This window comes from Thermococcus sp. 21S9 (assembly GCF_012027635.1).
GTDB lineage: Archaea > Methanobacteriota_B > Thermococci > Thermococcales > Thermococcaceae > Thermococcus.
This window is the reverse complement of record NZ_SNUS01000001.1, coordinates 246,056-267,298: the sequence shown is the minus strand read 5'-3', so window position 1 is coordinate 267,298 and position 21,243 is coordinate 246,056. Positions and strand designations below refer to the sequence as shown.

Annotated in this window: 27 protein-coding genes; 12 read left to right on the top strand and 15 right to left on the bottom strand. The window is 56.1% G+C overall.

Annotation, left to right across the window (positions count from 1 at the left end; translation table 11 throughout):
• The gene (locus E3E28_RS01600; RefSeq protein ID WP_167913779.1) at window positions 1-651 is read left to right on the top strand and encodes a protein-L-isoaspartate(D-aspartate) O-methyltransferase; all 651 of its coding nucleotides are present in this window, start codon (window positions 1-3) and stop codon (window positions 649-651) included.
• Between the two features lie 39 nt (window positions 652-690).
• Entirely contained in the window at window positions 691-1,311 is a 621-nt protein-coding gene (locus tag E3E28_RS01595) for an HAD-IB family phosphatase (RefSeq protein WP_167913778.1), read from the top strand.
• A 135-nt stretch (window positions 1,312-1,446) separates the two neighbouring features.
• Here E3E28_RS01595 and E3E28_RS01590 read toward each other — a convergent pair whose 3' ends face one another.
• Complete coding sequence (locus tag E3E28_RS01590; RefSeq protein WP_167913777.1) at window positions 1,447-2,664, bottom strand: A24 family peptidase C-terminal domain-containing protein; 1,218 nt, start codon at window positions 2,662-2,664, stop codon at window positions 1,447-1,449.
• Between the two features lie 9 nt (window positions 2,665-2,673).
• Window positions 2,674-2,838: a class III signal peptide-containing protein gene (locus E3E28_RS01585; protein ID WP_167913776.1), complete on the bottom strand. Its 165-nt coding sequence runs from the start codon at window positions 2,836-2,838 to the stop codon at window positions 2,674-2,676.
• 68 nt (window positions 2,839-2,906) lie between these two features.
• On the opposite strand from E3E28_RS01585, the gene E3E28_RS01580 reads away from it, so the two are divergent.
• Complete coding sequence (locus E3E28_RS01580; RefSeq protein ID WP_167913775.1) at window positions 2,907-3,245, top strand: ASCH domain-containing protein; 339 nt, start codon at window positions 2,907-2,909, stop codon at window positions 3,243-3,245.
• Window positions 3,242-3,811 carry an ASCH domain-containing protein gene (locus tag E3E28_RS01575; protein WP_167913774.1) on the top strand — a complete coding sequence of 190 codons (570 nt, stop codon included), beginning with the start codon at window positions 3,242-3,244 and terminating at the stop codon, window positions 3,809-3,811. Before E3E28_RS01580 ends, E3E28_RS01575 begins: the two co-directional genes overlap by 4 nt.
• On the opposite strand, the gene E3E28_RS01570 is transcribed toward E3E28_RS01575, so the two are convergent.
• Window positions 3,792-4,073 (bottom strand): hypothetical protein, encoded by a 282-nt coding sequence (locus E3E28_RS01570; RefSeq protein ID WP_167913773.1) that lies wholly within the window; start codon window positions 4,071-4,073, stop codon window positions 3,792-3,794. The genes E3E28_RS01575 and E3E28_RS01570 overlap by 20 nt on opposite strands.
• A 148-nt stretch (window positions 4,074-4,221) precedes the next feature.
• On the opposite strand from E3E28_RS01570, the gene E3E28_RS01565 reads away from it, so the two are divergent.
• On the top strand, window positions 4,222-4,926 hold the full coding sequence (locus E3E28_RS01565) for a TIGR02253 family HAD-type hydrolase (protein ID WP_167915090.1): 705 nt from the start codon (window positions 4,222-4,224) through the stop codon (window positions 4,924-4,926).
• 73 nt (window positions 4,927-4,999) lie between these two features.
• Here the strand turns inward: E3E28_RS01565 and pgsA are convergent, their stop codons facing one another.
• Genes pgsA through E3E28_RS01550 form a run of 3 tightly spaced genes read right to left on the bottom strand, consistent with a single transcriptional unit; the run spans window position 5,000 to window position 7,712 of the window.
• Window positions 5,000-5,569 carry an archaetidylinositol phosphate synthase gene (gene pgsA / locus E3E28_RS01560; protein WP_167913772.1) on the bottom strand — a complete coding sequence of 190 codons (570 nt, stop codon included), beginning with the start codon at window positions 5,567-5,569 and terminating at the stop codon, window positions 5,000-5,002.
• Window positions 5,570-5,574: 5 nt separating this feature from the next.
• On the bottom strand, window positions 5,575-6,111 hold the full coding sequence (locus tag E3E28_RS01555; RefSeq protein ID WP_167913771.1) for a tRNA (cytidine(56)-2'-O)-methyltransferase: 537 nt from the start codon (window positions 6,109-6,111) through the stop codon (window positions 5,575-5,577).
• The gene (locus E3E28_RS01550) at window positions 6,111-7,712 is read right to left on the bottom strand and encodes a transglutaminase domain-containing protein (protein WP_167915089.1); all 1,602 of its coding nucleotides are present in this window, start codon (window positions 7,710-7,712) and stop codon (window positions 6,111-6,113) included. The genes E3E28_RS01555 and E3E28_RS01550 overlap by 1 nt, the downstream gene beginning before the upstream one ends.
• 50 nt (window positions 7,713-7,762) lie before the next feature.
• Here E3E28_RS01550 and E3E28_RS01545 point away from each other — a divergent pair, with 50 nt between their 5' ends.
• The 5 genes from E3E28_RS01545 to E3E28_RS01525 all read left to right on the top strand — a co-directional run bounded on the left by E3E28_RS01545 (window position 7,763) and on the right by E3E28_RS01525 (window position 11,546).
• Window positions 7,763-8,542: an S-adenosyl-l-methionine hydroxide adenosyltransferase family protein gene (locus E3E28_RS01545; protein WP_167913770.1), complete on the top strand. Its 780-nt coding sequence runs from the start codon at window positions 7,763-7,765 to the stop codon at window positions 8,540-8,542.
• Window positions 8,543-9,106: a nicotinamide-nucleotide adenylyltransferase gene (locus E3E28_RS01540; protein ID WP_167913769.1), complete on the top strand. Its 564-nt coding sequence runs from the start codon at window positions 8,543-8,545 to the stop codon at window positions 9,104-9,106.
• A gap of 112 nt (window positions 9,107-9,218) precedes the next feature.
• Window positions 9,219-9,887, top strand: coding sequence for a hypothetical protein (locus tag E3E28_RS01535; RefSeq protein ID WP_167913768.1), 669 nt, complete (start codon window positions 9,219-9,221; stop codon window positions 9,885-9,887).
• A 9-nt stretch (window positions 9,888-9,896) separates the two neighbouring features.
• A complete protein-coding gene (locus E3E28_RS01530) occupies window positions 9,897-10,784 on the top strand; it encodes an ABC transporter ATP-binding protein (RefSeq protein WP_240921636.1) in 888 nt (295 codons plus the stop codon).
• A gap of 6 nt (window positions 10,785-10,790) precedes the next feature.
• Window positions 10,791-11,546 (top strand): nucleotidyltransferase domain-containing protein, encoded by a 756-nt coding sequence (locus E3E28_RS01525; protein WP_167913767.1) that lies wholly within the window; start codon window positions 10,791-10,793, stop codon window positions 11,544-11,546.
• Here the strand turns inward: E3E28_RS01525 and E3E28_RS01520 are convergent.
• The 4 genes from E3E28_RS01520 to E3E28_RS01505 form a co-directional block, all read right to left on the bottom strand.
• Window positions 11,543-12,715 (bottom strand): MFS transporter, encoded by a 1,173-nt coding sequence (locus E3E28_RS01520; protein WP_167913766.1) that lies wholly within the window; start codon window positions 12,713-12,715, stop codon window positions 11,543-11,545. The two genes, E3E28_RS01525 and E3E28_RS01520, sit on opposite strands and share 4 nt — an antisense overlap.
• 17 nt (window positions 12,716-12,732) lie before the next feature.
• Complete coding sequence (locus E3E28_RS01515; protein ID WP_206203837.1) at window positions 12,733-13,098, bottom strand: GNAT family N-acetyltransferase; 366 nt, start codon at window positions 13,096-13,098, stop codon at window positions 12,733-12,735.
• A gap of 106 nt (window positions 13,099-13,204) precedes the next feature.
• A complete protein-coding gene (locus E3E28_RS01510; RefSeq protein ID WP_167913765.1) occupies window positions 13,205-13,825 on the bottom strand; it encodes a GNAT family N-acetyltransferase in 621 nt (206 codons plus the stop codon).
• A 4-nt stretch (window positions 13,826-13,829) separates the two neighbouring features.
• Window positions 13,830-14,639: a GNAT family N-acetyltransferase gene (locus tag E3E28_RS01505; protein WP_167913764.1), complete on the bottom strand. Its 810-nt coding sequence runs from the start codon at window positions 14,637-14,639 to the stop codon at window positions 13,830-13,832.
• A 66-nt stretch (window positions 14,640-14,705) separates the two neighbouring features.
• On the opposite strand from E3E28_RS01505, the gene E3E28_RS01500 reads away from it, so the two are divergent.
• A complete protein-coding gene (locus E3E28_RS01500) occupies window positions 14,706-15,206 on the top strand; it encodes a hypothetical protein (protein ID WP_167915087.1) in 501 nt (166 codons plus the stop codon).
• Here the strand turns inward: E3E28_RS01500 and E3E28_RS01495 are convergent.
• Window positions 15,178-16,347 (bottom strand): MFS transporter, encoded by a 1,170-nt coding sequence (locus E3E28_RS01495; protein ID WP_167913763.1) that lies wholly within the window; start codon window positions 16,345-16,347, stop codon window positions 15,178-15,180. The genes E3E28_RS01500 and E3E28_RS01495 overlap by 29 nt on opposite strands.
• A gap of 59 nt (window positions 16,348-16,406) precedes the next feature.
• On the opposite strand from E3E28_RS01495, the gene E3E28_RS01490 reads away from it, so the two are divergent.
• Window positions 16,407-17,000 carry a class I SAM-dependent methyltransferase gene (locus E3E28_RS01490; protein ID WP_167913762.1) on the top strand — a complete coding sequence of 198 codons (594 nt, stop codon included), beginning with the start codon at window positions 16,407-16,409 and terminating at the stop codon, window positions 16,998-17,000.
• Window positions 17,001-17,058: 58 nt separating this feature from the next.
• Here the strand turns inward: E3E28_RS01490 and E3E28_RS01485 are convergent, their stop codons facing one another.
• The 4 genes from E3E28_RS01485 to E3E28_RS01470 form a co-directional block, all read right to left on the bottom strand.
• A complete protein-coding gene (locus tag E3E28_RS01485) occupies window positions 17,059-18,204 on the bottom strand; it encodes a M1 family metallopeptidase (protein WP_167913761.1) in 1,146 nt (381 codons plus the stop codon).
• Window positions 18,205-18,226: 22 nt separating this feature from the next.
• Window positions 18,227-18,901, bottom strand: coding sequence for a hypothetical protein (locus E3E28_RS01480; protein WP_167913760.1), 675 nt, complete (start codon window positions 18,899-18,901; stop codon window positions 18,227-18,229).
• A 154-nt stretch (window positions 18,902-19,055) separates the two neighbouring features.
• Window positions 19,056-19,979 (bottom strand): hypothetical protein, encoded by a 924-nt coding sequence (locus E3E28_RS01475; protein ID WP_167913759.1) that lies wholly within the window; start codon window positions 19,977-19,979, stop codon window positions 19,056-19,058.
• Window positions 19,980-19,999: 20 nt separating this feature from the next.
• Window positions 20,000-21,208, bottom strand: coding sequence for an MFS transporter (locus tag E3E28_RS01470; protein WP_167913758.1), 1,209 nt, complete (start codon window positions 21,206-21,208; stop codon window positions 20,000-20,002).
• Window positions 21,209-21,243: the final 35 nt, after the last annotated feature.

Sequence of the window (21,243 nt, the reverse complement as noted above, 5' to 3'; positions counted from 1 at the left end):
ATGAACCTTGACGGGCTCTGGAGGAGAACCGTTGAGAACCTCGTTCGCGAGGGAATCATACGGAGCGAAGCGGTTAAACGGGCCTTTCTAAAGTACCCCCGCTACCTCTTCGTGGAGGATAAATACCGGAAGTACGCCCACCTTGACGAGCCGTTGCCGATTCCGGCCGGACAGACGATAAGCGCTCCCCACATGGTCGCGATAATGCTCGAGCTGGCCGAACTCAAACCCGGCATGAACGTCCTGGAAATAGGAACAGGGAGCGGGTGGAACGCTTCTCTTATAGCCGAGCTCGTCAAGACCGACGTCTACACCATAGAGAGAATTCCCGAGCTGGTTGAGTTCGCGAGGCGAAACCTGGAGCGCGCCGGTGTAAAAAACGTCCACGTTATTCCCGGCGACGGGACGCTCGGCTTCCCGCCGAAGGCTCCCTACGACAGGATTATCGTAACGGCCGGAGCACCGGACATACCAAAGCCCCTTGTGGAACAGCTCAAGCCCGGGGGAAAGCTCATAATCCCCGTCGGAAGCTACCACCTCTGGCAGGATTTGCTCGAGGTAATCAAGCTCGAAGATGGCTCAATTAAGGTGAAGAACCACGGGGGCGTTGCCTTCGTGCCCCTCATCGGAGAACACGGCTGGAGGGAGTAGGCTTTTAAGCTCCTTTCCTCTCCATAACCCGGTGATAGAATGAGGCTTATCGCGTTCGACGTTGAGGGGACCCTTGTAAAGGCGCGCTCGAGCTGGGTCGAGCTCCACAAGAAGTTCGGCACGTGGGAGAAGGGGAAGGAGTACGCGGAGCTCTTCTTCGCAGGAAAGATTGACTACGCGAAGTGGGCCGAGTTAGACGCCTCGCTCTGGATTGGCCGGAGGAAAGAGGAAATCCTCGAGTGGGCAGACTCGGTCGAGTACAACGACTACGCCTTTGAGCTGATGGAGTTCCTGCGCGAGAACGGCTTCAAAATAGCCCTCCTCTCGAGCGGACTGATGTGTTTGGCTGGAAGGGTCGTGAGGGAGCTTAAAGCCGACTACGTTTTCGCCAACGAGCTAATCTTTGAGGACGGGAAAGTCGCAGGCGTCATTCCAAGGGTTGACTTCGAGGGGAAGGGCGCGATACTCAGAAGGCTCAAGGAGGAGCTTAAGCCGGAACTGACAATAGCGGTCGGCGACGGCTTCAACGACCTCAGCATGTTCCGCGAGGCGGACGTTGCGATAGCGATAAACCCGCATGAGGGAGTCGAAGGCGACCACGTCGTCGAGAGCCTGAGGGAAGTCAGGGAGATAGTCGAGGGACTGATAAGGGGTCGGTGAAGGGCGTGCTCCTCACCGCTCGGCAAAGCAAAAGCTCGTCATCCCCCTGTCGGCCCGACCGGAACCCCCGGTTCACGATTCCCCAGGGAGGGCGGGCGCCGGGCCAGGAGAGAATTGGGAGAAGGCCTTAAAACTTTAAAGGCCCATCAGCTTGAGCTCAAGCCACCAAAAGATGTCGCCGATGAAGTAGCTTATCAGGAAGCCGAGGAATATCGCCGGGGCAAAGGGCATCGCCTTCTTTCTAAGGAACCTGTTCTCCAGCTTCCCCTCCTCCACGAGCCGTTTGAGTTTCTCAATCTGCTCCTTCGTTAGTCCCTCCGCCGTTGGTGATGCTATGACCTTTCCGTGGTCCGGCTTTAGGAGCGAAAGGTCCGCCTTCAGGAGCGCGACCTTGAGCCTCTCGAAGGGGTCCGTCCTGTCGCGTCCGATTTCCCCGTCCTTCTCGAAGACGGTCTCCCCAAGAATGTCCCATTCCCTTAGCTCCTCAACCGGCACTTCCTCCACGAGAACCTCCCACCTTATGAACTTGACGAGTGCCAGGAACACCTTGAAGGCGTAGAGGAACGCGAGGAGCCTCAGGAACGCCAGTAGTGTGTTTTCGGGGGAGAGGTAGAGGAGATACACCAGGACAAGCGCTCCGGCGACATCACCGATTCTCCTGAGCTTGCCGAAGATTGTTATGAGGACTATCGCGAGGAGCCAGCCAAGGATGAGGTTCAATGATACGCCGAGTCCCTCCTCAAGGATGACCTTTACTCCCAGGGCACCCATAATCCAGAGGGACAGCTCTACGGTGAGGCCGGCGCCGGAAACGAATATCTCCCTGAGTTCGGAGAAGCGCTTTCTTGCTATTATTACACCGAAAGCGTAGATGAAAATGAACGGGAACACAGCTATGAGACCGTTGAGGAGAATCGCTATCGGATAAAGCGGGTAGTGGATGTAGTACGGGGCGACTATCCTTGCCGTGTCAGGGGGGTAAGGCAGGAGCGCGGAGAAACCTGCCAAGATGATGGCGTCACCGCTTGCCCAGGCTCCAATGTAGAAGAGGAGCAGGCCGAGAATCAGCCCCACGAACAGGGCTATTATTCCCGAGAGCGCGACCAGAACGCTACCCTCACTCAGTCCCTTGTAGAGGTAGTAGATTATGCCAACTTCCACGGCCGGGACCGGCAGTTTGACGAGCCACTTCGGGAGGGAAATCTCTTCCTCGCCCTCATCCCAGCCGAGAAGCTTCCCGACGAGTGCTAAAAGAACGGAAACGTGGTTGTCGAAGATAAAACCGGTCTTCAGGTCGGTGTAGGAGGTCACCAAACCCATGACTAACCCTGCTAAAAGTGGAATCGTTTCCATACTTTCACCTCACAGGTTTTCAAGGAGTTGCTTCCTTACGGAGTCAACGTAGTTGTTAACGTTCCTGTTGAGGTCCTGCATGGAGTTTAGAATAACCCTTGCAGCCACCAGTACGAGCACGAGAACCGCCGCGAGCATGAAGAGGTATTCCAGTGCCGTCTGAGCCCTTCTCATGGTCCCTCCCAATAAAGTTACGCCCCAAAGCCTTTAAAAGTTTCCCCGAACTTTTTTCGGGAGCGAAGATGAAGGTTTACAGACTGTTCGTCAGGGACGAGTACCTGGACTTCATAAAGTCCGGCCAGAAGAGGATAGAGGTTCGCGTCGCTTACCCTCAGCTGAGAAAGATTCAGCCCGGGGACAAGCTCATCTTCAACGACTCGATTCCGGCCGTTGTTACCGAGGTCAAGCGCTACGAGACCTTCCGACAGGTCCTCCGGCAGGAGCCGATAAAGAAAATCTTTCCCGACGAGCCGAGCTTCGAGAGGGCCGTGAAGAGGTTCCACAACCTCTACCCCAAGTGGAAGGAGAACCGCTACGGTGTCATAGCCATAAAGTTCAAGCTCATCGGTGAGGGGCGATGAAGCACCTCGAGTTCGATGGTCGCTATGCCGATGCGATACTGAAGGGGAAGAAGAGGGCAACCGTCAGGCTGGGCAGAAAACCGAACCTCAGGGAGGGCGACACCGTCCTAATCCACGCCGGCGGTTACGCCCTCGGAAAGGCCGTAATCGAGAGGGTCGAGAGCAAAACGGTGAAGGAGCTCACCGACGAAGATGCATTCCTCGACGGCTTTTCCAGCAGGGAGGAGCTGATTAGGGCTTTGAAAGAGCACTACAAGTACGTGAACGACGACTCCAAGGCCCACGTGATAGTCTTCCGCCTCGTGGAGAAGTTTGACAAACCGGTTATGAGCTCGGACTACGCCTATGAGGGCAACCTGCCGGTCGAGATAGCCGAGAAAGCCCTGAAATACCTCGACCTTCCGAAGGAGGACAGGACGCTGATAGAGCTTTTCCTCAAAACCGGGAGCCTTAGGAAAGCCGCCTACAGACTCGGTGGTCTGAACAAGCGCTACCTTATAAGGGACGCCCTCAGGAGGGCCTACGAGGAGCTGAAGAAGAAAGGAATCATGGGGCCGAAGCTTTGACGCTCTCAAGGAGCGCTATCGTCTCTTCCCCGTCGACTTCCCTCTTAACGGCTGAAAGCTTGACAGGCATGAGCTTGAAGGTGTTGCCGTTGATTAACCGCCTCAGGGCTTTTTCAAACTCTTCCATCTCACTCTCGCTCGCGAAGTCCACCCTGGCTATGAAGTCGTACTCCCCGTAGAGCCAGAAGCCCTCCACGGGTATTTGCTCCAAAACCTCGTCCCTAACGCCCCAGACGAGGAGTATCGCCTCGATTTTCTTCACCTCCAGCCATAGGAAGTCGTCCCCGGATAAAAGCCTTTCTCAACTTTTTCCGTCATAACTACAATTTGTCGAAAAATTTTCGGCAGAGATTCGTCTTCCCGGCGGGAAGCGTTTTAACGCCGGCCGAGAACCTAAACCGGTGGTGGGAATGAAGGCGGTATTCTTCGACTTCGTCGGGACGCTCATAACCAAAGAGGGAGAAAACGTAACGCACCTCAACATAATCCGCGAGGTCCTCAGGAGGGCGAACGCCGACCTTGACGCCGAAACCGTCTGGAGGGCCTACGAGGAGGAGAGCTCAAAGCTCTTCAGCGAGCTGGCAGGCAAGGAAGCGAGGAAAATCCGCGAGGTCGATACGAAAGCTTTAAGGCGCGTCGCTGAAAAATACGGCTTCCCCGTCCCCGAGGACTTCTGGGAAATCAGCCTTGAGATGCACGCTCGCTATGGGGAACTCTTCCCCGATGCCGTTGAGACGATTAAGGCCCTCAAGACGCTCGGCCTCCACGTGGGAATCATAACCGACTCGGACAACGACTACATCGAGAGCCACTTAAAAGCACTCGGAATCTACGACCTCTTCGACTCGATAACCACCAGCGAGGAAGCTGGCTACTTCAAGCCCCACCCGAGGCCCTTCAGGCTGGCCCTCGAAAAGGCGGGTGTAAAGCCGGAGGAGGCTCTCTACGTCGGCGACAACCCGGGGAAGGACTGCGTTGGGGCCAAGAACGTTGGAATGCTCAGCGTCCTCCTCGACCCGAAGGGTGAGAAGAGAGAACTCTGGGGCAACTGCGACTTCGTCGTTTCGAAACTCAGCGACGTCGTTGAAATAGTGAAGGGCCTGATGGAAAAATGATAGGGGTCAGTAACGGCAGGGCTCTTCATCGGCGGAGCCTCGTGTAGCGAAATTTTCGTCATTCCCCTCTTCTTCACTTCAGCCTCTGGTAGGCGACGTAAAACCTCTGGACGACGGTTATCCACGCGAGTATTCCAACGATGTAGACGCCGTACCTGACGTATTCCGCCCCGAGGAACGAGAAAACCATCAGGATTATCAGTCTCTCCGCCCTTTCGGCTATACCCACTGCGAGCTTCCCTGAACCGGCCAGCTCGGCCCTGCAACGCTCGTAGCTGACGAGGTAGCTCCCCATGAACGTCAGGAAGGCAATGCGCCAGTCGGCGAGAGAGCCGAGTGCTATCCCAAAGAGCACCGCGCCGTCGCTTATCCTGTCGAAGGTCGAGTCGAGGAACGCCCCGAAGCGACTCGTCTTTCCGGTCAGTCTCGCCAGCGTTCCGTCGAGGGCATCGACGAGCGAGCCTACGAGGAGGGTTAAAGCTGCCAGCCTCGGCTCGCGGAGGTAGTAGAGGTAGGCCGCGAGGAGGCTTATGAGGAGACCTATCACAGTTACCGCGTTCGGCGTCAGTCCGGCCTTTGCGAGGGGTTTGACTATCGCCTCAAGGTAACCCCTGACGTTCTCTCGATACTTGTTGAGGACCATTTCCTTCACCCGTCGAGCTGGATTACCTTCTTCCCCCTCTCCTGCGGGATTATTTTGAGCTTCGCTCCCTCGAACTCCTTTCTCAGGCCCTCGCCGTCGAGAAGCCTGTCGAGGAAAACCGCTAAAGCCGCCACCTCGCTGTGGGGCTGGTTGCCGACTGCCACGTTGTAGTGGGCCAGCTCGTAAACATCTCTCGGAACCTTCTCGGCACCGACGACGATTAGGAAGTCCTTTCCGGCCTTCAGCTCCTTCTTCAGCTTCGGCATCGCGTCGTCTATGTGGATTCCGTACATCGTCAGGTGGACTATAATACCTTTCTCGCGCCACTCCCTCAGGATTTTCTTCCAGCTGGGGTTGAACTCTATCTCGAACGGCCCGCCCCAGCGCCTCACGACGTCCTCGACGCTCTCCCGAACGTGCTCGTCTTCCTCCGCCGAGATTATGATTTTATCGGCTCCGAATGCCCTCGCCGTCAAAGCCACGTGGGTTGTTATTCTCTTGTCCCGTTCCGGCCTGTGACCGAGTCTCAGCACGACTATCATCACACCTCACCCGTGAAGACCCTCCAGTAGTAGGTGAAATCATCGCGCCAGGGTATGTCCCTGTAGAACTCGTACATGACTTTTATGTTTTTCTGGATTTTGTCGACGCTCCACTCCGCCAGAACCTCGTTAAGCTCGGCGTCGTTTGGCGCGGAAGCGAAGAGGAACAGTGCGTAGAGCCTTTCCTGTTCGTTCAGGCCGTTGAGAACAAGGTCCAGCTTGGAGCGCAGGGATGGCTTTACACGGTTCATGATTACGTTCATGAGCCGGTCTTCGAGGTCGTTCGTGAACTGGTCTGTGACGTCAACGTGGTCGTGAAGTCCCGTGCCGTACTTAAGGGCCACGAGGCGGTAACCTTTCATCGTCACGAGCTGGTAAACCCTCGGGAAGTACGGGCTGGCGAGGTACTCGTCGAGCGTTCCTATGAAGTTGTGGCGGAAGTCAATCACGTACCAGCCGTCTCCTGTGTAGAACTCGGTGATGGGATGGAGCGTGCAGTCAACCCCGTTGTACAGGCTCACAACCCTTGCGGGGATGTTTATGGAGCGGAGCATTGCGGTTATTAAAATCTGGGCTTCCTTCGGGCTTATCTGCTCCATCCTCAGAAGTTCCTTTGGATTGAGGGTCGTGGTGTTGCCAGTGAAGTTGTACACCGCGTTAATCCACTTGTAAAGCTCAAGCGCTGCCTGGTACTCCGAACTCGCGTTCCCGATTATCGCAAGGGTCGCTGGCTTGAAGGCCGTCGCGTTGAAGTATGAACTGGAGTTGTACTTCTCCTCCCAGTACCTATCAACTATGTGTCCGCTGGCCGTCCAGGCGTAGTTCTTCCCGTACGCTTCCCTCAGCTGTTCTTCAGTTGCCCTCCAGGGTTGCCATATGACCTTAATCTTGAAGCTCTTTGCCATGCTTTTCTCGGCCGTTCCAACCCTGTACTGGACGAGAACCGAGACGAAGCCATCGCGGTAGGCGTAGGGTGCCTTGAAGGTATACCTCAGCGTCACGTTACCCCCGGGCGGGAGTATCTTTGGGGGTGTCGGTGCACCCAGAACGCTCATTCCCTGGAGGGGCACGAAGCTGACCTTCAGAAGCTCGACTTCCTCATCGTACTCGTTCGTTATCCTGACCGTTACCGGTACGTCCTCCCCCCCAAAGACCGTCTTGGGTGCGCTCACGTTCAGCGCGAGCTTTACCGGGACGTTTTCTTCAGTGGAGACGGTTATCCTGAAGTGGCCGTAGAAACCAGTCCAGGTTCTCTTGAGCTCGTCCCTCAGTTCAAGGGACACCTGCAGTGTGTATATCCCCGGCTTCGATGGGGCGCGGATTATCCAGACGAGCTGGGTTGATTGACCGACCTTCAGAATAGGTGGGAACCTCGGCTCCTGGACTATCTGGAAGTTGTCGTTGCCCAGGATTAGCGTGGCCCCGACGAGTCCAACCTTCCCCGTGTTATTAACGGTGACTATTATGTGGAACGTCCCCCCGGGCGGTACGGTTGTCTTGTCAATCGAGAATGTAACCTTTGCCGGTGGCTTGACGAGGCAACCTGAAGCGACCACGATAAGTGCGAGAGCCAGAAGGACGGCCGTTCTCTTCACCTTCATCTCCAAACCCTTTAAAGTCAAGGCTGTTAATTAAACTTTGGGTGGTGTGAATGATAACGCTGACGACGGACTTTGGCCTTAGGGGCCCATACGTCGGCGAGATGAAGGTAGCGATGCTCCGCGTCAACCCGAAGGCTAAACTCGTCGACGTCACCCACGCGGTGACGAGGCACTCGATAATCGAGGGTTCCTTCGTCATGGAGCAGGTCGTCAAGTACTCCCCCGAGGGAACGGTTCACGTCGGCGTCATAGACCCCGGCGTCGGAACCGAGAGGAAGGCGGTAATCATCGAGGGCGACCAGTGGTTGGTCGTCCCGGACAACGGGCTGGCAACGCTTCCGCTCAAGCACATAACCCCGAAACGCGCCTGGGAGATAGACTTCGAGAGGATTAAGCGCTTCACCGGCTGGAGGATTAGCTCTACCTTCCACGGGAGGGATGTGTTCGGTCCCGCCGGCGCGCTCATCGAGAAAGGAGTTCCTCCAGAGAAGTTCGCGGAGGAGATTCCGCTCGATTCCCTCGTCAAGCTCGACGTTGAACCAAAGAAGGAAGGCGACCTCTGGATTCTGAAGGTAATCTACGTGGACGACTTCGGCAACGTTATACTCAACCTTGAGAACTACGGAAGGCCGGAGGCGGTTGAGCTCCCCGACTTCGGGCTGAGGATTCCTTACAGAGAGGCCTACGGCTACGTAAAGCCCGGAGAACTGCTCGCCCTTCCTGGAAGCCACGACTACCTTGAGATTGCCGTCAACCAGGGGAATGCGAGTGAGAGGCTCGGCCTGAAGGTTGGGGATAGGGTGAGGGTGAAGCTCATCGGAGGTGATTGAATGAAGCGCGGTCTCTTCGTCGGTCGTTTTCAGCCCGTCCACAACGGGCACATGAAGGCGCTCGAATTTGTCTTCTCGCAGGTGGACGAGGTCATCATCGGAATCGGAAGTGCACAGGCAAGCCATACCCTAAAGAACCCCTTCACGACGAGCGAGAGGATGGAGATGCTGATAAGGGCCCTCGACGAGGCGAAGTTCCCAAAGAAGCGCTACTACCTGATTCCGCTCCCGGACATAAACTTCAACGCCATCTGGGCAACCTACGTGGTGAGCATGGTGCCTCGCTTCGACGTCGTTTTCACCGGGAACTCGCTCGTCGCCCAGCTCTTCCGCGAGAAGGGCTACGAGGTCATCGTTCAGCCGATGTTCAGGAAGGACATCCTCTCGGCGACGGAGATAAGGAAGCGCATGGTCGAGGGCAAACCCTGGGAAGATTTGGTGCCGAGGAGCGTCGCCGAGTTCATTCGGGAAATCAAGGGTTGCGAGAGAATCAGAATGCTTGCGACCAACCTCGAGAAGAACGAGAAGGAGCTCCAGGCGCCGATAAGGATTCCTGAGTTCTGACAGGCTCTTATCTCTGTTTTATCCCTCGCTTGGGTTAATCTTTTAACTCTTCTCTAACAAAATACAGTTGGCAAACGTGAAATTCAGGACATCTTTTCGGGTCGGTGGGACTATGGCTTTGACACTCACCCAGCTCCGCGAGGAGGTCAAGTACACCGCGAAGCAGGTAGGGCTTAACCTGATTTCCATTCCCTGGGTAACGGCGACAATCTACTGGCTGTCCAGCTGGTTCCCCGTTTCGAGCGGGACAATCGTCGGCCTTGCAAGCGTTTCACTCGCCATAATGTTCCCACTCTTCTTCAGCGGGACGGTTTTCCGGGAGAAGCTCCTTGGCATTCACGAGCTCCTTCTCTCGCTCCCGTTTCCTCCCACGCGCCTCCTCATACTCAAAACGCTTGCCGGGTTCGTCATTGAAGTAACGGGGATTCTTCTGGGTGGTGTTGCTGGCCTGTTTTTGGCGGAATACAGCGGAACTCACATTCCACTAACGGTTATGCTCTCCGGACTGCTGATTTCAATGCCCTTGCTCTTCACTTTCACGTTCCTCGTGATTCTAACAACGCTCCTCTTCCAGTCTGCGTGGTTCAGCGTCCTGAAGGTTGCCGTGGGTTTCGTGGCGTTCATCGTTCCCCTCTACGTCCCGAAATACTTTGGAAACGTTCTGTCCCTGAAGCTCGCCCTCGTATTATCCCTTGCCATCTCGGCTGGGGTTTCAATTCCATCACTCTCAATCGTGAGGTCCCTGGGCGACCGCCTCGCCGAGAGGATGGTGCTCGTCTGAGGTGGTTTCATGATGGTCCTTGAGAACGTTCGGAAGGCCATAAGGGGAAGGGAAGTCCTCCGCGGAGTAAGCTTAACAGTAAAGCCGGGCGAAATCCACGCCTACCTCGGCCACAACGGGGCCGGCAAGACAACAACCTTTCGCCTTATTCTCGGTCTCCTCGTCCCCGACTCCGGCAGGGTTGAGGTGCTCGGAGTCAACCCGCTCAAGAACCCGGAGGTGAGGGCTAAAATCGGCTACCTCCAGGAGTACGACCTCCTCTATCCAAACCTCACTGTCCTCGACAACCTCAGGCGCTACGCCCTGCTGAAGGGAGTTTACGACGAGGATGAGCTTAGAGAGCTCCTCGACTTCTTCGAGCTTGAAGAATACGCCAAAAAGAAGGTTTCGGCTTTATCAAGCGGGACGCGGAGGAGGGTTGCGATAGCGCGAGCCTTTCTTGGACGCCCAGAGGTTCTAATCCTCGACGAGCCGACGAGGGGCCTCGACCCTGAGTGGAGGCTGAGGTTCAAGCGGTTCCTGAGGGAGTACGCGAGGAAGAACAACGCCTCCATCGTTTTCTCAACGCATATCCTCAGCGACGTCGATGAGGTCTGCGACACCGTGACGGTAATCCGCGAGGGCCGGGTTCTCTTCTCCGGAAACCTTGAGGAGTTCAGGAGAAGTGCCCCGACGGAAGAGGCCGTCCTCGTGAAGGTGGCCGACGTTGAGAGGGCCATAGCGGTTCTCCGGGAGAAGGGTTATTCCCCGGAGGTCGTGAAGGGTTACATAGCCCTGAGGAACGCCGAGCCGTCGGAGGTGAACGCCCTCCTCGTGAAAGCTGGCCTGAGGGTTGAGGAGATTAAAAGGGCAGAGCCGAGCCTTGAGGAGGTCTACGCGATGCTTTACGGGGGGTGATTTGCGGTGCGTCCCTGGGAAGTTGCCCTCAGAAAGTTCCTCAAGTCCTGGGAAGAGAGCGAGGTCGTTGAGGCCGCTATCCTCACAGGGAGCTACGCTCTCGGCCTTCAAACTCCCCGCTCGGACATGGACGTTTACATAATCCTATCCGACGACGCGGACTGGCGAGAGAGGGGAAACGTCCTCATAGACGGCGTTTTAATTGAGTATTTTGCGAACCCAGTGCGGGCCGTTAGGAGGTACTTTGAGGAGGAGCTGGTCCATAACAGCAGAGCCACCGCCAGAATAATCCTCACAGGGAAAGTCCTCTTCGACAAGACGGGTATCATAGAGGCCCTCCAAGCCGAGGTCGAGGAGTACATGAGGAAGCCGTTTCCAAAGCCCGAGCCGGTGAAAGTTGAACTGGCCAAGTACGTTCTCTGGGACGCCATTGACAGCCTGAAGGATGCTGAGGAACGGGGAGACCCGAGCTACCCCTATCTGTATCACCTTGCCCTGAAGAGGGCGCTTGAGTCCTACGCCCGGTTTTTGCGGGTCGAGGCACCGCCGGCTAGTAAGGTGCATCGTCTCTTCAGTGACGAGGCCTTTAGAAGGGCTTACCTCTTCCCTGACTTCCCGGATGATGATTTCGTCGCCCTCTTCCTCAGGGCCATGGAAGACGTTAAAACTGAGAACGTCGAGGCGCTGGTAAATCACGTCCTTGAGAGGATGGGCGGTTTCAGTATAGACGGGTGGAAGTTTAGAACCCCGGTTAAGGTTTAGCTATGAGAACTTCTGGCTTTGTAAAGCCACCAGAACATCGCCCCTGCCAAAAGGAACAGCCCGAAGCTCACAGCGTAGGGCAGTGTGGGGTGGAGGCTCGCCAGCGCTCCCGCAACGAAGGGTGTAAAGAGACCTAGGAGCTTCCGGTAGCTCGATATCGCCGAGTGGAACTCACTGGCCTTCTCCTTTGGAATCAGCTTGAACATCCAGGAGCGGTAGAATGGGAACCAGAAGGTGCCTCCGAAGTCGCCAACCGCGTAGACGAGGAGGGCGAACCAAAAGGGTGGTGAGAGGGCCATCACAAGCGCGTAGAATGCGTTAATTAGCATGCCGGCCCCTATCGCCTGGAATCCCTTCCCCTTAGGAACCCTCTCGCTCGCGTAGGTTCCCATTATTGAAGCCAAACTGCTCGCGCAGGCTATCAGCGTCACCTCGAAAACCGTTTTGTGGAGCACGAAGACGACGTAGTTTATCAGCACGATTTCGGGAGCGAGCTCCCAGGCGAGTGTCAGCAACGCCTCGAAGGCGAGGAGGACCTTGAACTCGCCGGCCTTGAAGCTGAAGCCTCTCGGCGTTATTCGCTCCTCCCGACCAATGGAGGGTAGAAACTTCCAGATGTAAGCCACAGTGACGGCAGAGAAGAGGCCGAAGAACAGGAAAGCCCAGCGGTAGCTCTCCGGCCCAGGATAGACGTAGCCGAGGATGTAGCCCATAACTGGGAATGTGATAAGCCTCGATAGCTCGGGCAGGCGGAGGTGCCAGGCGAAGATTTCCTCGTACTTGTCCTCCGGATAGATTACCTGCTCGTAGGCTCGGTAGAGCGGATAGAGAACCGTCGAGAGCTTTTCAATCGTTCTGCCTGCGAAGAGCATGATGGGAGCTATCGCTCCCTTCGCGAGGCCATAGGAAACGTAGGCGATGCCGTCTAAAACGTCTATCGCGATAAGGCCCTTCTTGATGTCCCAGCGGTTGAAGAGCCGGCCGAAGAGATAAGTTAGGGGAATCGCGATTATGTTTACAGCGGTGAAGAACGCCCCGACTTCGAGGATTGAGTAGCCGGTCTCCATGAGGTAGAGCGGGAAGAGTATCCAGACTATCAGGCCGGGAGCGATGAGCGTGTGGTAGAGCATGTAGGCCTTAGCGTCGCGGGGAATCTCGCTCCAGCGCATTTGAAGTCCCGTTCAGATTACAACCGGGATTTTAAAACGTTTCCGAGACACTTCGCGTAAATCAGCGCCGGCTCGCCCCACTCGGGATACGGCTCTATCAGCGCGATTTTCACGAAACCCCTCCGCTCATAGAAGCGCCTCGTCTCGTCGTAGGGCTTGTAGCTCAAATCTCCCGACGTCTTGACGACGAGTAGCTCAAAGTCTCTCTCCTTCGCCCACTTCTCAACGAAATGGAGCAGTTCCGTCCCAATACCTTTGCCCCTTAATTCTCTCCTAACTGCCATCCAGAGGATTTTGAGTGCTTTCCTGTTGGCGGGCTTGACTGTCACGAAGCCGAGGACGTCGCTTCCCTCAACGGCGACAAAGGTAGTTTCCTCTCTCAGGTCGCGTTCAATCGCCTTTAGGCCCGCCTCGTTGAACCACTCTGGTAGATTGCGGGCTATCCAGAGGCAACTTCCCTTTCGGCTTCCGTCTTAGCCTCACGAACCCTCACTCCAGCCACCCTTCCAGAGCACGGTTAACGAGCCTTAGGAACTCCTCCTTCGTCCCACCCTTCTGGTAGAACTCCTCCAGCAGCTCCATGAAGCGCTTCTCCTCCTCCGTGAACTTCTCGCCTTTCCAGCGGAAGATTTTGAAGGGCCCGCCGAGGAGCTCGACCGTGTGGAAGGACGGCCTCTCCGAGTGCTCCAAGTCCTTCACGAGCTCCACGGTGTTGATAACGTCGTAGCCGAGCTTTTTCCAGAAGGCTATCGCATCTTTGTCCTGCGGGAGAACGAAGAGGTAGAGCGCGTCGTCGTGCTTCCTGACTTCCTCCTCGGCCCGCTCGACGAGGACCCGCCCGATTCCCCGCCCCCTGAACTCGGGCCTTACGAAGAGCTCTTCAACCCAGAAACTGCCCTCCCTGCTTGAAACCCTGATGAAGCCAAGAGGCTCTTCCTCGATGGCGAGAAATATCAGGTCGCCTCGTCTGAAGTAGTGCGTTGCCTCTGCTCTGTACTCTGCCTCAGCGTGCGGACTCCAGCCCTGCTTTCCCCTGAGCTCGCGGAAGAACTCGATGTAAAGCTCTTGGAAGTCTGGAAGGTGTTTCTCGGTCAGGCGAATTATTTCCATACTCTCACCCCTTCACGAGCCTCTTCCTGAAAACCAGAACGTTCGGCTCCTCAGTCTCGTCCCAGAGGTGAAGGCCGAGCCTCTTGAGCCCGGGCAGGAGGGGTTTGACCCCGCTCGGAAGCATAACGTCGAAGCCCTCTCTTCCGCGCTCCTTGGCGACCCACGCCATCGCCGGAAGCATCGCCTTGAGAGTTGCCAGGCCAACATCGAGGGGCGTGAACGTTGCCCCTTTCTTTGAAACCAGAAAGCGGAAGCCGTTGAAGTCGTAAATGTAGGCGTTTTCTCGAATCCAGTTTAAAGCCTCCTCACTCCTCCTCACGAAGCGCCAGCCGACGGGAATCAGGCCGAGGGTCAGGTCGCTCAGCTCAGGCTCGATTTTCTCGGGCTCCTCCGGTTGAAAATCCCCGACCTTGGCGCTGAAGACGAAGAACTTCGCCTTAACTCTAAAGCCCGTCCTCTCTGCCATCGAGATGCTCTCGCGGTTGAGGAAGTATGTCGCGAACTCGAGGACTTCGATTTTCCCTTCCTTCGCGAGTCTCTCGCCGAGCCCGAGCAGGAAGTCGTGGAGCTTCCTCCCGTAGCCTCTTCCGCGATAGTCGGGATGAACCCTCAGTCCTTCAAGCCAGCCGACCTTTCCGGGCAGAATGGTTAGCTTCGCCGTGCCGACGACCTTTCCGTCCACTTCAAGGACATAGAAATTGTCCCCGAGCCACTCGTCGAAGACCCGCGCGAGGTAATCCCCGCCGTCCCAGGTCAGCCTCGCTATCTCCTCGATGAAGGGCCTATCTTCCGGCCTTGCCTCGCGTATGAGCATTAACCCCACCGCCCCGAGTTGGAGAAACCTTTTAAGGCCCTTTCCCAATTACGCATGGTGGTGTTAATGAGGCGCCTCCTTGCAGTCATCGTCGTTCTCCTCATAGTTTCTGGCTTCCTTGGCTACGCATACCATGAGAAGAACGCGGAGGTTGGTAACGCCAGGGAGGGCTTAATAGCCGTCTCCACCACCACCCTCTTCTGTCTGAGCGACATGGGCGCGCTCAAGACGATGATTGAGCACAACGCGAGCGCGGATTTGCTGAGGGAGCGCGCCGGGAGGTACGCCTACTGCGCGCAGGTTCTCAGCGATGCCTCTGAGTCGCTCTATGAGCTCACTGGAAAGGAAACCTACTGGAATCTTCACGTTGCCTCATCGAACCTCGCAGTTTTCTTTAACCACGTGAGGAACAGCGGAGAGCCAAAAGGACTCCTCCTCAAGAACGTCGATGTCCTCTTTGCCATCGGTGATGCCATCTCAGAGGTTTACAAAGCGGAGCTGAGGGGAAGTTTGGGAGAAAACCAGACTGGCCAGCTGGTTAATCTAACTGAAGGCCTCTCGTGGTGAGCGCGAGGATTCCAAGCGCGAGGACCCCCAGGAGGAAGGCACCGACCGGAAGGTTCAGCCATGTTCCCCTTTCAATCAGCCACGCAAAGGTCAGCTGGGACAGGGGAATTACCAGCGTTGCGAGGGCGTCAAATAGGCCCCTCGCTGTTCCAAGGCGCTCAAGCGGGATAAACCTCTGCATTAAGCTGTCGAACGAGACGTTGAGAAGCTCCCCTCCGAATCCCAGAATCAGAACTGCGGGAAACAGCATCAAAACCGTGGTGAATCCAGTGAGGAGAAGGGCGACGCTCTGGAGGAGCATTCCAATCATCAGCGGTCTCCGGAGGCCGATTCCCTTCCTTTTTGCGAGAAGGGCAATAATCACGACGGCTGCAAGACTCCCGACGGTTGTGAGAGACTGCAGAACCCCGTAAACGAACTCCCCCGCGCTCAGCTTCCTCAGCGAGGCGAAGACGAAGATCCTGAACGAGCCGAGGGCGAAGTTGAAGAGGAGCACGGAGGTAAGGACTCCTATGACGAGCCATCTGTCAATGATTATCCCTTTGTCCGATTCCTCTAGTTGGGGTTCCTCGCTCTTTTCTCTCCTCATCTCGACGTCCAAATACGGAATTAGTGTGAGCGCTCCAACCAGAAGGAGAACCGCGTCGAGGAGCATGGCCTTTATCCCGAAGCGGTAAGAAAGAAAGCCGGCCAGCGGAAAAGCCACCAGCGAAACGGTGTTCCCAACCGTGGCGAGCTTTGCGTTGAGGCATTGGAGCTCCGACGGGTCAAGGGTCATCGAGGCAACCAGCGAGAATCCGTAGTAGCGGTGAAGGATGTCCAGAGCGGAGATTCCGGAGACGATGAGGTAGAAAGCCCATACATTCGACGAGAACGGGACTATGAGCATAGCAAGAGCCGATTGAAGGAGGAGCGCGAGGAAGGCCAGCCTTACCTTCCTGGCCGTTCTGTCGAGCGTCCTTCCGAGGAGGGGCGGGAGGACGACCCATGGCAGGTGGGAGAAAAGGGCGAAGCCGCCGATGCTCAGGAGCGAGCCGGTGCTCTGGAGGATGCCCCAGGGCAGGGCAACACTCTCGATAGCGTCTCCCGCTGTTCTGAGGGCTGATGTGAGGAGCTGAAGGCGGTAGAGGGTTTGCTTCATGGCGAGAGTTGAGAGGAGGGTTTTAAAAGAATTGTGAAACTTCATTCATAGGTGAGTTTATGGAGCGCTGGGACTTTGACGACTGGGCCGAAAGCTACGATGAGGACGTTGAAATAGACGACTGGATACACCGCGACTACTGGAACGTTCTGAAACTCGTTGCGGAGCGGGCTAAAGGGCTCGTCCTTGACGTCGGCTGCGGAACGGGTGATATTTTGCGCTTTCTCGACCCGGAAAACTACATCGGCCTCGAACCTTCCCCGGGGATGCGCGAGAGGTTCAGGGAAAAGTACGGGTTCGAGCCCCTCGGCGGGCACTTCCTGAGGATTCCCCTCCCCGACGGGAGTGTCGATACCGTGGTAACGACCTACGCCTTCCATCACGTGCCGGACGAGGAAAAGCAGGACGCGATTAGAGAGATGCTCCGCGTCCTGAGGCCCGGAGGCAAAATCATAATAGCGGACGTGATGTTTAAGTCGGAGGAGGCGAAGATGTGCATCGGCGGGGAAGACGGACTCACCGAGGAGATAGAGGACGAGTACTTCGCCACCGTCGAGGGCCTGAGGAAAATCTGCGAAAAGCTCGGGTTGGAGTGCCAGTTTGAGAGGGTGAATAGATACGTCTGGCTCGCCGAGATAGTCAGCTCACATTAATCCCGAGGAGTGGTCGAGGAGCTTGTCGAGCATTTAACTCCACGGCGTCCGTCTCTTTTCAAACAGTAACCTCAATGCCCGCGATCTCTTTCACGATTCTCCGGAATTTCTCAAAGTCCACACTTTCCTCTTCCACGAGCTCCCGCAGGATGTCATAAAATGTATCCCCTGCCCTCTGGTGGAGCTCGTACAGAATCAGCGCGCCCTTCGTGTAGGAGAGCTCCCAGAGGCCGAGCCTTCCCCACTCCGACGGTCTGAGCTTCTCCGCCTCCGGAAAGCGCTTAACGATGGTCTCATAGTCCCTTTTCAAACCTTTAATGAAGCGGTTGAACGCTTCTTCGCCGTGTATCTCTCTAATCGCAAGCGCCGTCAGGTAGTTGGCAAAAGCCTCGTCGAAGAACCTGCTCAGGTGCGCCTCGGGCGTTGCCCTCGGGTTCCAGAGGTGGGCGAGCTCGTGGTAGAGATTTGCCGGTATCTCAGCCCTGAGCGAGCTTCCCGAAACGAGCGCGTAGCCCTTCCCGGCCTGCCCACCGTAGTTCTCCGGCGTCTCGATGACGGTGAACTTATCAGCTTTGCGACCCAAGATGGACGAATAAAACCGGTATGCCTTCTCAAGCAGTTCGAGCGTCCTTTCAATTCCTTCCCCGCCCAGAACGAAGAGCCTGAAGGGCTCCTCCTCAATCACTGTGAAGGGCGCTATGGCAATGTCGAGCCGGTTCGTTTCCTCAATCTTCAGCCGATTCCCGCGTATTTCTCCGCCAGACGCCACCACCAGCCCTTCCGGAGCACCCTCGACCGTTATTTCCGCGTTAAATTCGGAGCCCACGACCGACTTGATGAGGCTTTCAAAGTCCGGCTCCGACGGGATTGGATAAAAGAGCGAGTCCGTTCTGAGCAGGGTGTACTCCCGGCTTATGGAGTCCTTGAGATAGGGGAGGACGTTTTCATAGCTCTCAAGCATTCCCAAATAGCTAAGCTCAACTTCCTCGAGAGGATTCTCAAGCCGAACGACACTGGCCTCGAAGGCCTCAAAGCCCCTCAGACCCTCCAAGCGCCATGAAAACGGGGCGCTCGCGGAGTCCGCTTTCAGCCCCCTGTTGAGGAGGAAGGTTCCCGCTTTTCCGGCCAGCTTTAACTTTGCCCCTCCTTCCAGCGCTCCCTTTTTGAAGTCGAAGTTTAAGTGAAGGTTTAGGCGGTTAATCATCGCACTCCCCCCGGTTATCGTTTCACAGGGCCATCGTAGCCAGCCATATGAAAATCGGAACCTTAAGGCTCCTCGTTTTTAGGGCTAGTCCGTAGGTCAGCAGGGCGAAGAGCATCATGTACACTCCAAGCAGGAAGGCCTGAACAGGCGGGACGATTATGATGTTGAGAACGTGGGCAAAGCCCCAGAGAAACGTTGGTAGTAAAACCGCTGGCCTTTTACCGCCCAGCTTCAATGCCCCAACGTAGAGAAGGTTCACCATCAGGATTTCAATGACGTAATAGACATACTCCGAGGCAAACGACAGGACGGCAAGCCATTCGTTTGGGGAGATGCTAAGGTGATAGCGGAACTCACGGATAATCTGAGGGAAGTAGTTTCCTCCAAAATACGCTATCTCAACGGCGAGGAATAGCAGGACAACCGCGGTCGAGTATGAGAGTTCTTTTCTTCCGAATTTTCCCCTTATTAAGTCTCTGAAATTCAGGCCCAGCCATTTGAGTGTTAGAATTCCCGCCAAAAGCTTCAGAAGGTTTATTATCCATACCTTGGCGAGGTAAACGTAGGCGGTTTTTGAAATCCACGAGCCTGTTGCACATTTAAAAGCCATGCCGATTACAATTTCAAGCCCCCAGTTGATGCAGAGGAACCAGACGAGCGCGAAGAGAGTCAGCTGTTTGGTCTTTTCTCTTAACATCCCACTCCCCAAAACCTAATAAAAATAAAAACCCTTTATAAGCGTTTACTCCATGGGGGAGTTTTAAGCGTTTTCCATGACGTTGGTTTCAGTGATACTTGTGAACCCGCTCTCGGTCTTCACTTTGGCTTTGTCTATGCTGGAACAAAGGCCATTAGGAGGAGAAGCGGGCGATGACCATCTCCCAATCCTTCGTCACGCCCGCTATAATTCCCTCTCCCAAAACCTCGACCCAGCCGTTCTCCCAGAGCTCCCGAACTTTAGGTTCTCTCCCCTCTGCGATTTCAACGACGACGGCGTTTCCTTCGAGCTCGCCTCCGGCGAGGAGATTGTCCCTTAGGGGCAGAAGCGAGGTCGCGCTTCCCTCTCCGAGCTCAACATCTCTTTCACCAATCCTGAGCCAGAAGTTCTCCCCGCGGTAGCCGGCCAGGACGAGTTCTCCGTTCCAGAGGCCGGCTGTGAGGGTTATCCCCTCCGCGAGGGCCTCCTCCCAACGAAGCTCGCCGTTCTCGTCGAAGTCAAAGCTCCTAACCGTCCAGCTCCCGTCGCGGACGCTCCCGATGAACTTTAGGCCGTTCTCCGATGGAAGCAGGGCAGTATATACCGCGTCCTCCCAGCTCCCAAACTCCTTCAGCCAGAGGAGCTCGCCTTCCGGGGAGACCTTGCCAATGAAGAAGCCCTTATCTCCGGGCCTTCCGGTTTCGCCGGCGATGAAAAAGCCGTCCTTTGCAGGAAGGATTGAGTAAACGGCGCCGTTGTTCCTAACGTTGAGTTTCAGCTCCCAGAGAACGTTTAAGTTCCCATCGAGTCTCGCGAGGTAGGGTTTCCAGCCCTTCCCGCCGTCAGGCGTTGCGGTCCCCTCGACAGACCCGCCAATGAGGTAGCCGTCGTTGAGCTTAACCCCACTGTGCCCCTCCCAGTCGTTCTCTCCCGCCAAAAAGCGCGTTTTGACTATCTCCTCCCCGTCGAGCCTTGCGAGCATTATCCTGTAGTTCCTTCCGTCGTGAACGCTCCCAACGAGCAGGTCACCAGCCAAAGCGACTGGAACGGTCTCGGTGCCGAAGGAGTACGTTCTCATTTTACAAGCCTCCCATTCCTTCAATGTTCCCGTTTAATGTGTCTCACTTTAAGAACATCCCCCAAAGGTCCCATAACTTCAAGCGCCTTCACGAGGAGGCTGAGCGCGAGGAGCGCGAGTGCAAAGACCAGCCTCGCCGTCGCAAGCCCGAGGGCGTTCACGGCGAAGCCGTAAACTGTGTAGAAGCTTCCCATGGTCAGAGCCGAGACCATTGAATCGGCCGAGAGTATCGTCGCCCTCTTCTCGCTCGGGAGCCTGTGTTGAAGCTCTATCGCGATGTTGAACTGAAAAGCCGTTGAGACGACCGTCGCGACGACGCCGAGGAGCACAATCCAGAGCGGGTTTTTATAGAGGACGGAGAGAACCGTCAGGATTGGGACGAGAACGGGGGCGACCGAATAGAACCTGAGGCTCCACGAGTCCCTTATTCTAATCCCGATGAACTTCGGGAGGGTTCTTACCGTAACCTCAGCTATTCCAAGGAGTCCAAGGGTTCCGGTAATGGTCGTGCCGAGGTAGATGGCTAAAACTTTCCCGAGATATGGCTCGAAGAACTTCCTGAACTGGTTGGTCTCAAGCGAGACGAGGATTGAAACGGCAACGAGCGGGAAGATTCTTCCGCTGAAAAGCTCCCTGAAGGCTCCAAGGGTGTGCTTTCCGTAGCTCTCCTTAACCGGCTCGAAGTCGTACTCCGGAATTGAGAGCGCGAGAATTATCATCGCAACCTCGACTATGAAAGAGAGAACCAGCGGAAGGGTGAAGCCGTAAAACTGGGCGAGGAAGGCGCCTATTACAAGCGTCAGCGCAGAGACGGGAATCGTCAGGCTCTTGGTGCCCTTCATGAACTCCCGGAACTCCCTCTCCCTGCCGAGGTGCCTCATTGTGTCGAAGAGCCACGCCTGCAGGCTCCCGCTGACGAAGGCAACGCTCAGGGCCATCAGAAGGGCGTAGAGGAGGAGCATCGGGAAGCCGTTGAGGAATACCAGGACGAGAGTGGCGATGGCGTTCAGCGTCAGCCCGATGAGAACGCTCAGCTTCCTGCTCACCCTGTCGCCGACCACTCCGGTGGGCACTTCAAGGAGGACTATGCCCCACGCGGTAAGGGCCGTGGCGAGTCCTATCTGGGCGTAGCTCAGCCCCTTGGAGAGGTAGTAGATGACCACAAGGTTCCCGAGGAAGCCCGTGTGCATCAGCACCATCAGGAGCCGGTAGCGGTTGAGCAGTTCCATGGTTACCTAACATCCAACACCTTCGGTTCTCAAAA

Excerpts from the sequence above, each read along its gene's own strand:
- E3E28_RS01600 (WP_167913779.1), top strand. The coding sequence starts at position 1 with ATGAACCTTGACGGGCTCTGGAGGAGAACCGTTGAGAACCTCGTTCGC.
- E3E28_RS01595 (WP_167913778.1), top strand. The coding sequence starts at position 691 with ATGAGGCTTATCGCGTTCGACGTTGAGGGGACCCTTGTAAAGGCGCGC.
- E3E28_RS01590 (WP_167913777.1), bottom strand. The coding sequence starts at position 2,664 with ATGGAAACGATTCCACTTTTAGCAGGGTTAGTCATGGGTTTGGTGACC.
- E3E28_RS01585 (WP_167913776.1), bottom strand. The coding sequence starts at position 2,838 with ATGAGAAGGGCTCAGACGGCACTGGAATACCTCTTCATGCTCGCGGCG.
- E3E28_RS01580 (WP_167913775.1), top strand. The coding sequence starts at position 2,907 with ATGAAGGTTTACAGACTGTTCGTCAGGGACGAGTACCTGGACTTCATA.
- E3E28_RS01575 (WP_167913774.1), top strand. The coding sequence starts at position 3,242 with ATGAAGCACCTCGAGTTCGATGGTCGCTATGCCGATGCGATACTGAAG.
- E3E28_RS01565 (WP_167915090.1), top strand. The coding sequence starts at position 4,222 with ATGAAGGCGGTATTCTTCGACTTCGTCGGGACGCTCATAACCAAAGAG.
- pgsA (WP_167913772.1), bottom strand. The coding sequence starts at position 5,569 with ATGGTCCTCAACAAGTATCGAGAGAACGTCAGGGGTTACCTTGAGGCG.
- E3E28_RS01555 (WP_167913771.1), bottom strand. The coding sequence starts at position 6,111 with ATGATAGTCGTGCTGAGACTCGGTCACAGGCCGGAACGGGACAAGAGA.
- E3E28_RS01550 (WP_167915089.1), bottom strand. The coding sequence starts at position 7,712 with ATGAAGGTGAAGAGAACGGCCGTCCTTCTGGCTCTCGCACTTATCGTG.
- E3E28_RS01545 (WP_167913770.1), top strand. The coding sequence starts at position 7,763 with ATGATAACGCTGACGACGGACTTTGGCCTTAGGGGCCCATACGTCGGC.
- E3E28_RS01540 (WP_167913769.1), top strand. The coding sequence starts at position 8,543 with ATGAAGCGCGGTCTCTTCGTCGGTCGTTTTCAGCCCGTCCACAACGGG.
- E3E28_RS01535 (WP_167913768.1), top strand. The coding sequence starts at position 9,219 with ATGGCTTTGACACTCACCCAGCTCCGCGAGGAGGTCAAGTACACCGCG.
- E3E28_RS01530 (WP_240921636.1), top strand. The coding sequence starts at position 9,897 with ATGATGGTCCTTGAGAACGTTCGGAAGGCCATAAGGGGAAGGGAAGTC.
- E3E28_RS01520 (WP_167913766.1), bottom strand. The coding sequence starts at position 12,715 with ATGCGCTGGAGCGAGATTCCCCGCGACGCTAAGGCCTACATGCTCTAC.
- E3E28_RS01510 (WP_167913765.1), bottom strand. The coding sequence starts at position 13,825 with ATGGAAATAATTCGCCTGACCGAGAAACACCTTCCAGACTTCCAAGAG.
- E3E28_RS01505 (WP_167913764.1), bottom strand. The coding sequence starts at position 14,639 with ATGCTCATACGCGAGGCAAGGCCGGAAGATAGGCCCTTCATCGAGGAG.
- E3E28_RS01500 (WP_167915087.1), top strand. The coding sequence starts at position 14,706 with ATGAGGCGCCTCCTTGCAGTCATCGTCGTTCTCCTCATAGTTTCTGGC.
- E3E28_RS01495 (WP_167913763.1), bottom strand. The coding sequence starts at position 16,347 with ATGAAGCAAACCCTCTACCGCCTTCAGCTCCTCACATCAGCCCTCAGA.
- E3E28_RS01490 (WP_167913762.1), top strand. The coding sequence starts at position 16,407 with ATGGAGCGCTGGGACTTTGACGACTGGGCCGAAAGCTACGATGAGGAC.
- E3E28_RS01485 (WP_167913761.1), bottom strand. The coding sequence starts at position 18,204 with ATGATTAACCGCCTAAACCTTCACTTAAACTTCGACTTCAAAAAGGGA.
- E3E28_RS01480 (WP_167913760.1), bottom strand. The coding sequence starts at position 18,901 with ATGTTAAGAGAAAAGACCAAACAGCTGACTCTCTTCGCGCTCGTCTGG.
- E3E28_RS01475 (WP_167913759.1), bottom strand. The coding sequence starts at position 19,979 with ATGAGAACGTACTCCTTCGGCACCGAGACCGTTCCAGTCGCTTTGGCT.
- E3E28_RS01470 (WP_167913758.1), bottom strand. The coding sequence starts at position 21,208 with ATGGAACTGCTCAACCGCTACCGGCTCCTGATGGTGCTGATGCACACG.